The organism is Meridianimarinicoccus aquatilis (genome assembly GCF_004358675.1).
Taxonomy (GTDB): domain Bacteria; phylum Pseudomonadota; class Alphaproteobacteria; order Rhodobacterales; family Rhodobacteraceae; genus Meridianimarinicoccus; species Meridianimarinicoccus aquatilis.
This window is the reverse complement of the sequence record NZ_SMZO01000067.1, coordinates 1-16,010: the sequence shown is the minus strand read 5'-3', so window position 1 is coordinate 16,010 and position 16,010 is coordinate 1. Positions and strand designations below refer to the sequence as shown.

Here is a 16,010-nt window from a genome sequence, read left to right as displayed (position 1 = left end):
TAGTCGTGGATTTGTATTTGAAGGTCCGCCTCGCGCGTCGGGGCGGTATGAGCGAACGGCAGGCCGCCAGCCATTTCGGGATTTGCGCGCAAGCTTGAAGAAGATGATGATGTTTTCGGTGCCGCCCGGTTATCAGCGAACGGCGCAGATCAAGCAGCCCAAGCTGGACGGGTTCACCGGCTTCATCGACCAATGGATGCAAGACGATCTGAACCGTCCCCGTAAACAGCGCCACACCGCCAAGCGCATTTTTGAACGGCTGTGCGACGAGCACCAGTTTCAAGGCGGCTATACGACGGTCAAGAACTATGTCCGGGAATACGGGCAGCGCAGCCGAGAGATGTTTGTCCCACTGGCACATATCCCGGCCATGCCCAAGCGGATTTCGGCGAAGCCATGGTTTTGATCGGCGGGGTTGAGCAGAAGGCGCATTTCTTCGCGCCGGATTTGCCTTACAGCGATGCATGCTTTGTTCGGGCTTATCCTGCGGCGGTCTCCGAGGCCTGGGTTGATGGCCATGTGCATGCTTTTGCATTCTTCGGCCGTGTTCCGCAGTCTGTTCTTTATGACAACAATCGATGCCTGGTCGCGAAGATCCTGCCGGATGGCTCCCGTAAGCGGACCAAGCTGTTCAGCGGGTTCCTGTCGCATTACTTCATCCACGATCGTTACGGTCGACCGGGTAAGGGCAACGATAAAGGCGCTGTTGAGGGTCTGGTCGGATATGCCCGGCGCAACTTCATGGTGCCGATCCCACATTTTGCCACGTGGGAGGCGTTCAATCTTTGGCTGGAAGCGCAATGCCGCAAGCGTCAAGCGGATGTCTTGCGCGGTCACAGCGAGAGCATTGGGCAACGTTTGGCCCGTGACCTTGATGCCATGATGGATCTGCCAGCGTCTCCATTTGATGCCTGTGATCAGGCCACCGGCCAAGTGAACTCGCAATCCCTGGTGCGCTACAAAACCAACGATTATTCGGTTCCTGTCGCCTACGGGCACCGCGATGTCTGGCTTCGTGGTTATGTCGATCAGGTGGTCATTGGCTGTGGCGGTGATGTCATCGCCCGCCACCCTCGATATTGGGATCGCGAAGACATGGTCTTTGACCCGGTGCATTATCTGCCCCTTTTTGGAGCAGAAGGTGGGTGCCCTCGATCAGGCGGCCCCGTTGGTGGAATGGGAACTGCCAGAGGAATTTGCGACCCTGCGCCGCCTGATGGAGGCACGGATGATCAAGGCAGGCCGGCGTGAGTATGTGCAGGTCTTGCGGCTCTTGGAGACATTCGAGATGGCAGACCTACAGGTTGCCGTCAAAAACGCACTTCGCATGGGGGCCATTGGGTTTGACGCCGTCAAACACCTCGTGCTGTGTCAGATCGAGAAGCGGCCACCCAAGCTGGATATGGATATCTATCCGTATCTGCCAAAGGCCAATGTCGGCACGACGTCGGCGGCCAGTTATATGTCCCAGATGAAGCGGGGGCAGGCAGCATGAGCGACGCTTCCCAAATCCTTCTGGACGCATGAGGGTTTTGTCGCAGCGCTTCGGCAGAAACATGACCGCAAATACGGGTTCTGGTCCCGGCTGGACGGCTAAGCGCGCTCCGTCGGTTTCATGGCGAGACGACAACTCAAAGTGCCGGGCGTCACGAACCGGTCCTGCGCACACTGCGCAGCGAGGCGGCCACGCCAGTTCAAACTCGACAATGACACCCGGCCAGTGGCAAATCCGGGCATCGACCTAGACGGTGGAAAGCAGAAGTTCTCTGCGAGAGCGAAGGTAGCTCTGGCTATCTCCAGAAGTGGACTTTCGGCTAGGCATCCGAGCTGGGATCCATGTGAAAGACACGATGAGTGAGAAGCAGAGTTTCGCGGCATTGCTGCGCGGCTGTGAGCGCCAGTCGCTTGCAAAGTATTGAGAATTGATGTCTCTTTGCACTTAGGGGTGGAGTTTGAAACTAATTTTTCGTTGTCAGGTCGAGCATTGGGTGCAGCAGACGCTATTCAAACATTCTGTCCCGGTTTGCCGAAGGTTTCCAGCTCGGTGGAAGGCCTGAAGCATGTCACTGGTTTTGAAGACGGTTCGGGCTTTTCCGCGAGGTCGGACTACAGAAGAATTGCTTGTTCTCGTCGGTGCGGCTTTCTCACACGACAAGCGGCTTGCGGCTCTCAGCGAACTGGAAACGCTATTTCGCGATGGTTTGATAGTGAAAGGCAAGGACGGTCGCTGGCGTGTAAAGGCCGATGGTTTCAAACCCAGACCTGAAAGCGTGTCGGCTTCGAGACCAGGAGGGCCTGATGGCTTCGTTGATGTCATTCACGCTGCCAATGCATTTTTCTCCTCGGAACCGACGGCGGCCGAACTACCTGATCAAGAAGACGAAAGTTCAGATGCTCCCGATCCGCAAGCGCTACTGAGATATTGGCGCTCGGCCTTGCGTGCCGATCCACGAGGAGCCACGACCCAGGTTCTCGACAAACATGGAATCGAGTGGGCCTTGATCTCTGGGCGTGGCCCTATCAGTCCCGAAGAAGGGCAAACGCTCACTGTTTTAATCGAACTCGACGCGATTGATCCTGCCTTTCGAGAGGCTCTGGTACGAAGGGAAGGTCACGAGAACGCGCTCGCATTGGGCTGGCCGATGTCGGTCGGACGACGTGGCGGAGTTCCTGTCTTTCAACCTGTTGGCATGTTCGCAGCAGCTTGGAATCGTAAGGATGACCGTCTAATCCTGACGATTGATGCCGATGACGTTTTGGTTAACCCTGATTGGGTCAAAAGTGCCGCTCGCGCCAGCGGCTGGAAGCGCGACGACCTCGCTGAGCTTTTTTTCGCGACCGATGGGCTGGGGCTGCGGGCTCAGGATTTTGTGGAGAAGGTAAGGATTGCCGTTGCCAGCCAGATACGTGGTCGCGTTGTCGGCGAGGACCTCGCCACACAGCTCGATGCCTCGGCTCTAGGGATTTTTGACAGCGCCGCCATCTTCCTTCCGACTGACTCTTCTTTCACAGCGGGAGCTGCTCGTGACCTAGATGCCATTGCAACATGGCCGAAGGACCGCCTTGAGAGAACTGCGCTTGGCGCGGTATTCGGGTTGGACCTTCAAGACGGCACAGACAAAGCTGCTGCTATCGACGCAGTTCCGCTGAACAAGGAGCAGCTGCGCGCGGTTCGATCCGCATGCCAAGTGCATTTGACCGTCGTGACCGGTCCGCCCGGGACTGGCAAAAGCCAAGCGATCGTATCTATGGCCGCGTCAGTGCTCGCAGATGGTGGCAGTGTTCTCGTCGCCTCCAAGAATCATCAGGCGCTTGATGCTGTGGAGGACCGTCTTGGCTCTCTTGCTCCGGACGTTCCATTCGCCATCCGGACACTGAACCCGAATGACGAGGCGGATACGGGCTTCAAGGACGCCCTCAAAAAGCTCATCGACAGCGAAAATGTGACGCGCAACGCATCTGTCGATGACTTCGCATTGGGCGAGCTCAAAAGCAACGCGATCGCGAGAAGCGAAGTGGTTAGCGTGATCGACAAGATCACGGAATTGGAATGCGAAATTTCCGATATTCTGGACCGGATTCAAGTACGAGAGGATCGCGGGCGCCCCGACAACCAAGACTCTGAAGACGTGGAGCCGAGACAAAGTCTCTTACTCCGCTTTGTCTCTTGGTTTGAATCGCTTTTCGCCAAGCGTCCCCCCAAAGTAGCGCCAGTGACAGATCACTCTTCCTCCCGCCGCGGAATGAACCTCAAAGAGCTTCATGGCGCACTGGCAGAAAAAAGATCTGAACGAGATGCGCTCGGGACACCTGACGATCCGATCGCCTTAGGCGAGAAGATCCGGGAAGCGACCGAGAAACTTCTGCCTCGCATTCTGTCTGCCCGGACACATCTCCCAGAGGATGAGAGGCGCGAAATCGCAGAACTCTACGATGACTGGGCATTCGACGGGGGACGGGGACATCCCCCTTCAGACCTTTCGCGCGTCCTCATTTCGCATCGGCCTTTGTGGCTTGCGTCGATCTTGGGCACGCCTCGACGCATACCTCTTGATGACGGGCTGTTTGACCTCGTGATTTTCGACGAGGCGAGCCAATGCGACATCGCGACGGCCGTTCCGTTACTGGCGCGTGCGAAGCGGGCCGTCGTTGTTGGAGACGATCGACAACTGTCATTCATCCCTCAACTGGGTCAGGCGCAGGATCGCAATCTCATGCAGGCTCAAGGCCTACCGGTCGCCAGAATGGGCCGTTTCGCCCAAAGTCGCCGTTCACTATTTGATTTCGCATCGCGCGTGTCTGTTGCCGACAACAGGATTACTCTGAAGCACCAGTATCGTTCAGCTGGCCCCATCGTCGATTACATCAGCGAGAACTTCTACGGAAACCAGTTGCAGACCTCGTATGACCCGAGGCGACTGAACGCGCCAGATGGGGTGCGCCCTGGCCTCGCATGGGAACATGTTCCTGCTCCCGCGGTCCCGCAAATGGGCAACGTCAATCCGTCGGAAGTAAGCGCGATTGTTCGGCATCTGAAAAAGCTGATCGTTGAAGACAAATACACTGGCAGCATCGGTGTCATAACGCCGTTTCGCGCTCAAGTGGCCGCTATTGAGAACGCGGTCGATTCCGTCCTGGATGAACCGAAGCGCATTGCCTGCGAGCTCAAGGTTGGCACGGTTGACGGATTTCAGGGACAGGAGCGGGATCTCATCATGTTCTCGCCTTGCGTCGGTCCACGCAGCCCGCAGTCTGGCTTGACCTTCTTTCAGCGAGATACGCGCCGTTTGAACGTTGCGATTTCGCGGGCTCGGGCGGTCGCGATGATCTTCGGTGATCTTGATTTTGCACGTTCAGGGCAATCAAAAGCACTGGCCAAGCTCGCTTCGAGGGCGACGGAAGCGCGGACGAAACGGGGTGAAGGTGTGTTCGACAGCGATTGGGAACGCAAAGTCTATCACGCTCTGAAGGCCCGAGGTCTGGATCCGCAGCCGCAGCACGAAATAGCTGGGCGGAGGCTGGACTTCGCGTTGTTTGGAGCGAATGGTGTAAAGCTCGATCTCGAGGTCGACGGACGCAGATGGCACGAAAGCCCAGACGGTCGTCGAAAGACTTCAGACCTCTGGCGCGATCATCAACTGAAGTCCATGGGTTGGCGGGTGCGCCGGTTTTGGGTGGACGAACTTTCAAGAGATATGGAGGGGTGTCTTGACCGAGTCGAACAAGACCTATCGTAAGTCGAGCAGAAACACCGCGGTCGCGTTGAGTCTGGGTGGGGCGGCCATCCTTGCCTCGGGTTTTCTCGTCCTGCAAGTCAACTCGCTCGATCACAAATATGGTCGTATCGAGGAAAATCTCGGCTACTACACTGAGGAACTCCAATCCGCGCAGCAGCAACTGGCTTTTGCTCGTGAGCAGTTTCGCGAACTTTCTGACGAAAAGCAAAGCTTGTCTCAGGAAGTCGCGAGCGCCGAAAGCAGCCGTCAAAGCGCGGCTCAGCGAGCAGCGAACGCACAAGCTCGTCTCAAAGCAAGTCAGGCCGAATTGACTGCAGTGCAAGGCCAGTTGGCCGAAGCACAAAAAACGATTGTGGATGCGCAGCGAATTGAGCGCGAAACTGCTCAAGCGTTGCAGCGAAGAACTAGCCTCGAAAGAGAGCTGGTCGACCTGGAAGGTAAAGTGCAGACCCTCGAAGAGCGCCAGCAAGAAGTGTCAACCGATGTCAATAAAACGCAATTGGCTGTCGATCGCCTCGAAGAGAGAAGAGCTGAACTTCAGCTTGACGTGGATAGACTTTCGCCCGCTGTGGAAGATCTTCGTGCGCAAGAGCGTCGTGTCGAACAGCTGCGAGATGAGCAGGATCGTCTCGAACAGAGCCGCGACGATTTGGATGCGAAGATAGCAAGTGCACGGATTGAATTGGCGACGAGCGAAGAAAAGGCCGACGCGGCCGAGGAGAAGCTGCATGCACGGCAGGAACAAGTGGCAACCACAGAAGCTCAACTTGAAACACTGAATTCCCAAGTCGATGACCTCGAGGCGAAGCAGGGCGAACTGGAGGGACGTATATCAGGTCTGGAGGGAAGTATATCAGGGGCAGAGACGCGTCTTTCTTCATTGCAGACTGAACTGGATAACGCACAAAACGCGGCGACGCGAGCTGATGCCCGGCGCGCCGAAACCATAGAAGCACTCAACAACGCCCAGGAACAGTTTGCGACGCGAATTGCTCAGCTCTCCACCCTCCGGTCGCAGATTGCATCGGCCGAGGGTGAGCTTGCCGAACTCGACGAGAGACGAGCCGAGTTCAACAGGTTACAGGCTGAAGTAGACCAGCTGCAAGTACGTCGAACGACACTCGAGGAGGGTCTCCCCGAACTCGAGAGGCGGGTTCAGGAAGAGCGGGCTAACTTGGGCTCGATCACGACAGAAGCAGAAACAGAGCTTGGGCGTGTTGCTGAACTTAAAGGCCAGACTTCCATTCTGGAAGCCGACATCGAGCGCCTCCAAAAGCGTCGCGACGAACTTGGGGTTGAAGCCCAGTCCGCCACTGCTGCGGCTGAGGCTGCGCGCGCATCCCTTCAAGCTGAGCTTGGTCAACTTGCTGAAACCGAAGCCCTTTCAAATGCGCGGAAATATGACCTGAGGCGATTGAAAAAGGCTCTTTCTGATGCCGAAAAGGAGCTTTCCGAGACACGAGCGGAACTGATGAACCGACAGTCTGCGGAACAGGAACCAGTATCAACCATCAGTGAAGGCGCTGGCACTGGGGAAAACGCTCAGTCAGACAACTCCGCGCCATCGAGCAGCGATTAGTGAGGTAACCACGAATGTTAACGGACAATACAATACTTGTGCTGGCGATTGCGGGTGTCCTGATACTGCTCGCCGTGGTTCAACTTTTTCTGGCTGCCCGTCACGACCGGGCGGTAACGGCAGCAGGCCCGATCGAAGAGCTTGCCGTCTACGAGAAGCGGCTGGAAGATAAACAGCGGCTCATGGACGATCTTGAAGCAGAAGTCGAAAAACGTCGGGAGGCAATGGCCGTCGTTGCTGACCTCCAGGCTGAGGTCGACGGTCTTCGGCGTCAGAAGGAGGAGCTCCTGACAGAATGGGAGAGCCTCCGTGAACGTCGCGACGAAGTTGCGGCAGTTCGTAAGGAGACTGAGGACGCCGTTGTCGAACGCCAGCAACTCGAAACGGAGATCGCCCCGCTGCGGGCGGAGTATCTGGAGATCAAGGAAAGGCTGGAAAAAGTGGAGGAGCTTATTGAGCGCACGGACGCCTTGAGAAGAGAGCACGACGAAATCTTCTCGCAGGTCGAAGATCTTCGGGACAAGAAGCGACAACTTGAAGAGGCAGAGGAGCGGGTTTCTCGCCTGGAAGAGCGTTCCTTCGAACTTGAGACATCGAATGCTCGGCTTGAGGGACAGAAGTCTTCGCATGAAAGCGATTTGTCCGCCTTGGAAGCGCGGATCGCCTCGGAACACGATGGGTTGGCATCTGCCCAAACCGAACATGCTCGCCTCGATGCAGAGGTTGCGGCTCTAAACCAGGAAACCCGCCGCTCCAAGAGCGAAATCGAGACGCTCCAGGACACTCGAAGCACGCTTGACGCTCGATTGGCGCACCTCGAGGCCGAGATAGCTCGCCGAGAAGGTCGAACTGTCGACGGGAAAACCGGCAAAACGGATCCGCTCCGCGAGCTCAAAGAAACGCCACCGGTCATTGCGGCGATGAGGACCTGGGACAACGCGCCCCGAGAGAACGAGGCGGATGCCATCAAACGCGTCGAACGCCGTCTACGCGCAAAGGGTCTCGACTATCCGGCTCGCACGATTCGCGCTTTTCACACCGCCATGAAAGTAAATGAAACAACGCAGATGGCGGTCCTTGCCGGTATTTCCGGAACAGGCAAGAGCCAGCTCCCGCGTCAATACGCGGCCGGTATGGGCATCGGTTTCTTGCAAGTTCCGGTGCAGCCACGTTGGGATAGTCCTCAGGATCTGATGGGATTTTACAACTACATCGAAGGCAAGTTCCGACCCACAGACATGGCGCGTGCGCTTTGGGCGCTTGACGAGCTTAACAACGACGATGCGAAACAGGATCGCATGATGATGATCTTGCTGGACGAGATGAACCTCGCAAGGGTTGAATACTATTTTTCGGACTTCCTCAGCAGGCTGGAAAGCCGTCCGCGTCCTGGTGACGTCGGCGATGCAAACGAACGCAAGGACGCTGAGATCGAGCTGGAAATCCCGAACATGGAACGCCCCCCCAGGATTTTCCCGGGCTACAACCTCTTGTTTGCGGGCACGATGAACGAGGACGAAAGCACGCAGTCGCTATCCGATAAAGTTGTCGACCGTGCCAATATCCTTCGTTTTTCCGCCCCGAAGAAAATTAAGGATGGACAGGCAGAAGGAACGGTCGAGCCAACTTTGGCCCTTTCGCAACAGACATGGGAGAGCTGGGTGCGGTCCAGTGCGTCTGTCGATGGCGGTCGGCGTGTCACCAACCGGATCGAACAAATGGTTGATCTGATGCGCGACTTCAAACGGCCTTTCGGTCATCGGCTCGGACGCGCGATCATGGCTTACGCGGCGAACTATCCTGAGGTTGAAGGCGGCCGCGGTGTCGACGATGCTCTAGCTGATCAAATAGAGATGCGCCTTCTACCTAAACTCAGGGGCGTGGAAACCGACATGGCTGGCCCTCAGTTCTCGAAGTTGATGACCTTTGTGGAACGCGAGCTGGGGGATGACGCCTTGGCGCAAGCGATCGGTGAGTCAATGTCCCTCGCCGAGGCAACCGGACAGTTCGTTTGGAGCGGAGTCACGCGTTGATGCGGTTTCTGGCCCGTCCTTGGGCGGCGAAAGCCCTTGGAGAGCACGAAGCCTTTGGGCCCGAAGACTGTCTGATCGGTAGCTACCAGGGGGCGAACCCAGGCGGCTACGAATACGTGACGCTCTTGAGGGGAAACGTCCGAGGTAACGATACCGGAACTGTTCTGTTTCCCTATCCAAAGCGTGAGGAAGCTGCCGGGCCCGCGCGTAAGGGCTTCCCGGTGCGGCCAAGGTCGGGGCACGATCCTGCCACTCCGGACGAAGAAGAAGGCGCAGAGGCCCTTCGGCACATGAACGAAGTTCTTGCGCGTATCCAAGAACTGGAAGGTGCGATTGAAGACCCGAGCGATACATGGGGGCGGCTGAGGGATGCTTGGAAGCGCGCCGAAGATGTAGCCGAACCCAAAATGGCTGAAATCGTCCGGCAGGCGCGGGGCATGCTTCCGGTGCTTCGCGATCTGGAAAAACGCATCCGCCGGGTTCTACGTAGGCACCGGGAGCTAACTCCCCTTGATCGGGTGCAGGAGATGGATCGGACCTCCATGGTGTGGCTCAGCCGACAGCCAGGGCGAAGCACTGCGGAACGTGCAGGTTCTTCGCAACGAATTCTTGCGACGGTTCGCCGTGAGAATTTCGATACGCTCGAAAACCGTGTCCTGCATGCCTACACGCGTCTTGCCGCAGATGTTGCACGCGAATGGACCCGTGAGCACCCTCGTGCAAAAGACAGTGCTCGCTACAAACAGGTTGAGGCTTTTAGGAAGGCCTGTCGAATGCTGTCGCGAACACTCAGTGACCTTGGTGTCATGGTCGCTTCGGCCGGCGTCCAGCCAAACTATGTGCTCATGCAAGATCGCAGCTATCGAGAGGTTCATGAGGGATGGCTTAGGCTTCTTTTACGCCGAAAAATTGAAGATGATCTTTGGGCTTGGCAGGCCGAAACTTGGACGGATTTTTCCGTTCTTTCGATCATCCTCGCCATTGACGAATTGGAAGAGGCGGAACTTGTCGCTCAGTCGCCGATTTTGTGGAGCGGTGAAGCAACAGGCGGACGCTGGTTCAATCAGGATCGGCCAATCGCCGTCTTTTGGCTGCGCAAGACCAACCGCATCGTTGAAGTCCAGGCACGCCCAGAGCGACCTGGCGCCATGTTGGGTGCGGCACAAGCCCACGTCGCGCTCAGAATTTCCGATCCCATACGGGCTGACCTTCCGCGCAGGGTCGCGGTCTGGACGCCACATGCCATGCGTAGAATTGACCTTGAGGATGCTGTGCAGGGGGCAGCTCAGCTGCTTGACCAAATCCAGCCTCTCGCTCAGACGGAAGTTTTGCGGAATGGGCTGATCATGACCCCAGCGCGTGGAGCCGCAGCTGAAGAGAGCGCCGCTCATGGAAGAGCGAGCGCTACGGCAATCGCCATAGGCCCTGCCGGTGAAGACCTCTCGAAGGGATTCCAAGCGGTGCGCGACTTTATTCGCAGTGAACTGAACGAGGTCGCGACATGACCAACCGAAAACTATGCGGTTTCGACCTCAATGGATGGAGGGATTTCGTTGCGAAGAACTGGCGCTCCGTGCCAGGTGAAGACGAGGTCATTGGTCCGACCGATATCGTCGCAAGTGGCCCTCTTTCGTCGATCGTGCGGATCGGGGAAGGCCGCCTCGCAGCTTGGATCGGAGGACCGCAGGCTGACATTGCTCCGCACGGTCGCGGTGGTGGTTGGGGTGATGTCGGGTCAGAACAAAGACGCATTCCCGTTCGGTCACTGCTGGAAATGCGTGATGAAGGGGTCGAAAAACTCGCTCAGGCACTTGTGGGGTCTGCGAGCGGTTCGGCAAATACAGTCGTTGCGATTAATGAGGGCCCGGATGGCGATGAAGCCGTCCAAGAGCACCTTCTCGAAGCACTTGCCCGAGGGAAGTTCCGAAATGGCTCATTGGTTTGGCGACCGGTTCTTGCCGCCTTGTTCGCCATTCATCGCAATCAGGTTTCGGAGGGGCAGCTTGTAGGCGTCGTCTCCCATCAGCGCCAAGGCCTGTCTGTTCAAAAGCTGCGTATTCGCAGGGCCAGGAATGTGCTCGCCCCGGAGCGACGCGAGGCCGCTGCCCATATACCGTGCGACGCGGGTTACGAGACCCTATTCCGAAGTGCCCGCAACGCCGCTGTCGGGGCAGAGGGTTTTTCGGCGCGTACAGCTCATCGTGCGATCGCAAGCTCGGTCGGAAAAGCTGGTTTAGGGATGGATTGCTATCCTGAGATGCTCCGCATGCCCAACGGCGATTGGGAGCTCTTGGACCTTAATAAATTTGATGCGTCGGAAGTGGTGAGTGTCCCGAGTTCCGAGCTGGATCTGGCCGATTGCGACGTCGTTCTTTTCGAGACCCTTTGTGAAGGTCGGCTCAAAGAATGCTTGAGTGATGGTATGCAAAGAGCAGCTCCAGTCGAGCTGCTCTCTCTTCCCGCAACGGCTGTTGCGGAAGGTGCCTTGGAAGCAGCACGCCGAGCCGGGGACGGAGAACCGATCTTCTTTGACTTTCTACCGCGATTGTCCACCATCGTGTTCGGATCGGACGGCGCAAAGAATTTCGATCTCATACGGAAAGAAGAAACGCTCGAAGCAGGTCGGATCTACAGAAGCCCTGAAGCAGCGTCCCTCGCGATACCGGCAGGGCAAGAGAGCGTCTCTGTCTACCTGAGGAAAGAGGAAGCTCCCTGGCCTCGAAAGGCAAGCGTGTCGCTTGGAGCTCCTCTCAAGCATCAAGCAGCCGTATCGCTTTGGGTCGAACAGAAACCGGCCGCCGGGCGAGCGCGGATCCTCATGGAATCGCCGGACTTGGGGCGGAATTTCGCGGTGGATTGGGATGAAGCACTGGAAGAGGAACGGCCTTGGTCTGAGCTCATCGAGAGCTTGGATACGCAAGTATCAATTCCCAAACGTCTGGTTCTTCCCTGCGGCATGGAGGCATGGCATGACAGCGACCGATCCGAGGGTATGCTAACTTTGCTCGAATCCGAGCCTACTCGCAGCCGCACGGATTGGGCGACTCTTCGGCAAAAACTTTCACAGCGTACCTTTGGCAAATACTGCATCTCGAGTGACGGAGACGTGCCTCCGGAGATCGCGGCAGAAACCCTCGAGCGGTTTGAAATTCTAACCAGCAAGGCCCTTGAGGTTACTGAAAAGCGCCTGAGGGGCGAAAGCGGCTACGGAACGGAAGACAACGAGGCTCTCAAGTTCTTGAGTTGGCAGTTCCGTCGATGCCCGCGCGATGTCGCGACGTGGCTGATGGACTGTATTGAAGCGTCCGGGCGCAACCATCCGTTCGTCAAGCATCAAGCAAGTTGGGTACTCATATATCAGGGCCTTGGCCGCATCGTCGGAAGCGAAGAGGACGAAGCGAGAGCAATGCGGTTGCTTCTGACTTCGTCCATTGAGGACTGGGTCTGGAACCGACAAAGCGCGACCATGGCGTTCATGCTGTCTCGTTCTGACAGCGCTCCATCTTACCTGAAACGAGAAGACGTAGAGAAACTGACCAAGAGGACTATTGCGGACTTTCAACGTAATATCGGCGGCCAATATACAATGTTTAACTACGCGCCTTTCTTACTTGCAGGCCTGATAAGATGGCGTCTCGTTGACCCTACGGCATTGGTGATCGGGACCGACCCGCTGGCGGATGACCTCTCGGCTATCATTGAGAAAACAGAGCACGACCTAAAGGCCCGTCGCAGGTCCAATATGAAATTTCAAACGCGGCGGTCGAAGTTCCTGCCTATCCTCCAAGACCTGAAGTCAGAGCTAGCGGGAGAAGGTTCGAATCCTGACCTGTTGTTGGATGTCTATGGAGCAAGTGGAACGTGAACATGAGCGCGCAGGTAGTCTGAGAATTGGTGTGACAGTGCCAAACAGTATCCCTTACGAGCCTATGAATTGTGAATCGGCATGCAAAAGTGACCCACTTGGGTGGGTTATGATCACCTAAAACTGTAAGCGGTGCGCGGCCCCCACACTTTCGAGCTGACGTCTGATCGTGGGCGTCCGACCTACCTGCACTGACGGTTCATAGAGTGTGTTGATAAGTGTCCACTATTGATAGTGGACATTTTGAGGATGGATATGGCGGGCAAGAAGGGTCAGAAGAAGCGGTTCTGGTCGGATAAGGAGAAGGTGACTACGATGCTCGCCAGCGTGCCGTTATCCGTGCGGCGGTTGGCCGAACACCCAGAAGCATCTCAAGTTGTCGGAGGCGCCGACATCCACAAGGACCTGCACGTTGCAGCGGTCGTAGATCACCGGGATCGGGTTCTCGGTGTCGAGAGCTTTCCCACGACAGGACATGGGTATCGCTTGATGCTCGCCTTGATGCGGTCTTTTGGCGATCTCCAGCGCATCGGCATCGGATGCTCGGGGATCTATGGCGCGGGATTGCTGCGCTAACCCCGAGCGCCTTAGGTCGGAGGCCAGCTTTGCGGCACTGTGTGGCGTCAGTTCTGTTCCGACGTCATCAGGCAAGACTGTCAGGCACAGATGGAATCGAGGCGGCGATCTTGCTGCCAACCGCGCGATCCACATCATTGCGATCGGACGACTACGTCTCGATCCGCGCAACCAGGCCTATGTCGCTAAACGCATCGCAGTTGGAAACTCAAAAATGGAAGCAATTCGTAACCGCACCATTGGCACCGCCTGCCTGACGCTGGGGCGATGATCTAAGATACGTGTTTAACGACGTCGTTAACGACGTGTCTTATGCGGGGTCATCGATGCGTGGTGAAATTCTTGGGGTCGAGCGACGGCGTTTCTGGCGTGACGAGGACAAGCTCGAGATTGTCATGTCGGTTGGGATAGACGGGGCGACGGTGACGCAGGTGGCGCAACGCCATGAGGTTACGCGGCAACAGATTTACGCCTGGCGGCATGATCTCAAGAAGAAGGGCCTGTGGACGCCCAATGCCGGGGCGCTTTTCTACCCTTTGGATATGCCAGTGTCGGCGGGGCAGCCTACGGCAGCTGATACGTCGCCACCAGTTGCAGTCGAATTGCGCTTACGGTGCGGCCATCGCCTTCATTTTGATAGCACGATAGACCCGGCCGCGCTGACGTCCTTGATCCGTGCCGTGGAAGCCGCATGATCGGCCCTGGCACCGGCGTTCGCGTGTATCTGGCCTGCGGTGTGACGGATATGCGAAAGGGGATCGCCGGGCTGGCGGCACTTGCCCAAGATGTGCTGCGTCAGAAACCCGCCAGTGGGGCGGTGTTTGCGTTCCGGGGACGGCGTGGTGACCGGCTGAAGCTGCTCTACTGGGACGGTCAGGGGTTTTGCCTCTATTACAAGGTGCTTGAGCGGGGGCGTTTCCCTTGGCCGAGCGCCAAGGATGGGGCGGTGCGGCTGACCTCTGCACAGCTCGCGATGCTCTGGGAAGGCATCGACTGGCGGCGTCCCGATTGGGGCGCTCCGCCTGCGCGGGTCGGGTGATTTTGCGACCTGATTTGCTTTATTTATATGGTGCTATAGCCTGATTTTTGGTAGTCAGGCGCATGTCGAAACCTGATGAAAATTTGCCTGATGATCCCGCTGAATTGAGGGCGATGATCGCGGCTTTGCAGGTAGAAAATGCTCGGATCGAGGCAGAGAACGCCAAGATGTCGGCGACATTGCGTGTCCATGATCAACTGGTTCAAGCGTTGCGCCTGCGGATCGCCAAGTTGCAGAAACTGGCCTTTGGCAAGTCCTCGGAAAAGGTCGAGCGCGAAATCGAGCAGCTGGAACTGGCGCTCGAAGACCTGTTGGTCGCCGTAGCGGAAAACGATGACGCGCCCATCGACGAAGGGCAGGATGAACCGTCACCGGAAGCTGCCGATGCACCCGCTTTGCGCCGCCGACCACGGGTCTCGGATACGACCCCACGCGAGCGGCGTGAACTGGACCCCGGCACCTGCTGCCCTGACTGTGGCGGCGATCTTCGCGTGGTGGGCGAGGATGTCAGCGAACTCCTCGACATGATCGCCGCGCAGATGAAGGTGATCCAGATCGCCCGGATCAAGAAGTCCTGCCGCCGCTGCGAGCGGATCGTGCAGGAACCCGCGCCAAGCCGTCCGATCCCGGGCAGTATGGCAGGCCCGAACCTGCTGGCGCATGTGCTGGTCTCGAAGTTCGACGACCACCTTCCGTTATATCGCCAGCACGAGATCTTCGCCCGCATGGGGGCGGACATCCCCGAAAGCACGCTGGTCGGCTGGTGTGGCCGCGCCATGAAGGCCCTGTCGCCGCTGATCGAGCGCATTGAGGCTGACATCATGGGCAGCGATTTGCTGCACGCAGATGATACGCCGATCCGGGTGTTGGACCGCTCCAAGAAAGACAAAGGGCTTGGCAAAGGTGTGAAGCAAGGCCGGATCTGGGCCTATGTGCGCGATCAGCGCCCATGGGCGGGTGCCGCGCCACCCGGTGCGGTCTATCGGTTCGCACCGAACTGGAAGGAAGAGCACATCCTCAGCCATCTGGCCAATGCCCGCGGCATCCTGCAGGCGGACGGCTACAAGGGCTATGCCAAGCTTTACGAGCCTGAACCCAATAGTGGGCGGCGTTTGCGAGAGGCAGCCTGTTGGGCCCATCTGCGGCGTGACTTCCATGATTTTTGGACCTCGACAAAATCCGAGATTGCCCGCGAGGCGCTCGACCGGATCGGCAAGCTTTACGACATCGAGCGCGACATTAACGGTCAACCCGCTGGTGTCCGCCATGCCGCACGTCAACAGTTGAGCCAACCAAAGGTCACGGCCTTCTTTGCTTGGTCAGAGCAACAACTCCTGCGCATTCCGGGCAAAAGCGATCTGGCCAAGGCATTCCGCTATGGCCTCAGTCGACAGGAGGCCTTCAGCCTGTTCCTGACCGATGGCCGCGTCGCTATCGACAACAATCCCGCCGAGCGCGCCTTGCGTCCAATTGGCATTGGAAGGAAAAATTGGCTATTTGCAGGGGCCGATACCGGTGCGGAAACCCTCGCTCGCGCTATGACCATCATCGAAACCGCCAAGCTCAACGGTCTCGACCCGCAGGCCTATCTCGCCGACATCCTCGACCGCATCCACGATCACAAAATCAACAGGCTCGATGAATTATTACCGTGGAATTGGGCGCCGCTGGCATCCACAAC

The 16,010-nt window shown here is 57.5% G+C and carries 8 protein-coding genes and 2 pseudogenes; all 10 read left to right on the top strand.

What is annotated here, in order from left to right; genetic code table 11:
• Positions 1-5 precede the first annotated feature (5 nt).
• Positions 6-1,495 (top strand): annotated as a pseudogene (istA, locus tag E2L05_RS18115) (IS21 family transposase).
• Positions 1,496-2,060: 565 nt separating this feature from the next.
• Complete coding sequence (locus tag E2L05_RS18110) at positions 2,061-5,237, top strand: AAA domain-containing protein (RefSeq protein ID WP_133344201.1); 3,177 nt, start codon at positions 2,061-2,063, stop codon at positions 5,235-5,237.
• Positions 5,209-6,816, top strand: coding sequence for a hypothetical protein (locus E2L05_RS18105; protein ID WP_133344200.1), 1,608 nt, complete (start codon positions 5,209-5,211; stop codon positions 6,814-6,816). Before E2L05_RS18110 ends, E2L05_RS18105 begins: the two co-directional genes overlap by 29 nt.
• A 38-nt stretch (positions 6,817-6,854) precedes the next feature.
• Entirely contained in the window at positions 6,855-8,849 is a 1,995-nt protein-coding gene (locus tag E2L05_RS18100) for an McrB family protein (protein ID WP_243722048.1), read from the top strand.
• Entirely contained in the window at positions 8,849-10,354 is a 1,506-nt protein-coding gene (locus tag E2L05_RS18095) for a hypothetical protein (RefSeq protein ID WP_243722047.1), read from the top strand. The genes E2L05_RS18100 and E2L05_RS18095 overlap by 1 nt, the downstream gene beginning before the upstream one ends.
• Positions 10,351-12,714 (top strand): hypothetical protein, encoded by a 2,364-nt coding sequence (locus E2L05_RS18090; protein WP_133344198.1) that lies wholly within the window; start codon positions 10,351-10,353, stop codon positions 12,712-12,714. Before E2L05_RS18095 ends, E2L05_RS18090 begins: the two co-directional genes overlap by 4 nt.
• Before the next feature lie 315 nt (positions 12,715-13,029).
• Positions 13,030-13,519 (top strand): annotated as a pseudogene (locus tag E2L05_RS18085) (transposase); the annotation flags it as partial.
• A gap of 97 nt (positions 13,520-13,616) precedes the next feature.
• Positions 13,617-13,985 carry an IS66-like element accessory protein TnpA gene (gene tnpA, locus E2L05_RS18080; protein ID WP_133340995.1) on the top strand — a complete coding sequence of 123 codons (369 nt, stop codon included), beginning with the start codon at positions 13,617-13,619 and terminating at the stop codon, positions 13,983-13,985.
• Positions 13,982-14,329 (top strand): IS66 family insertion sequence element accessory protein TnpB, encoded by a 348-nt coding sequence (gene tnpB, locus E2L05_RS18075; RefSeq protein ID WP_099828201.1) that lies wholly within the window; start codon positions 13,982-13,984, stop codon positions 14,327-14,329. The genes tnpA and tnpB overlap by 4 nt, the downstream gene beginning before the upstream one ends.
• 62 nt (positions 14,330-14,391) lie before the next feature.
• A partial coding sequence (gene tnpC, locus E2L05_RS18070) for an IS66 family transposase (protein ID WP_133340996.1) occupies positions 14,392-16,010 on the top strand: 1,619 nt, incomplete at its 3' end.

Coding starts and splice junctions, on each gene's coding strand:
- E2L05_RS18110 (WP_133344201.1), top strand. CDS start 2,061: ATGTCACTGGTTTTGAAGACGGTTCGGGCTTTTCCGCGAGGTCGGACT.
- tnpA (WP_133340995.1), top strand. CDS start 13,617: ATGCGTGGTGAAATTCTTGGGGTCGAGCGACGGCGTTTCTGGCGTGAC.
- tnpB (WP_099828201.1), top strand. CDS start 13,982: ATGATCGGCCCTGGCACCGGCGTTCGCGTGTATCTGGCCTGCGGTGTG.
- E2L05_RS18095 (WP_243722047.1), top strand. CDS start 8,849: ATGCGGTTTCTGGCCCGTCCTTGGGCGGCGAAAGCCCTTGGAGAGCAC.
- E2L05_RS18090 (WP_133344198.1), top strand. CDS start 10,351: ATGACCAACCGAAAACTATGCGGTTTCGACCTCAATGGATGGAGGGAT.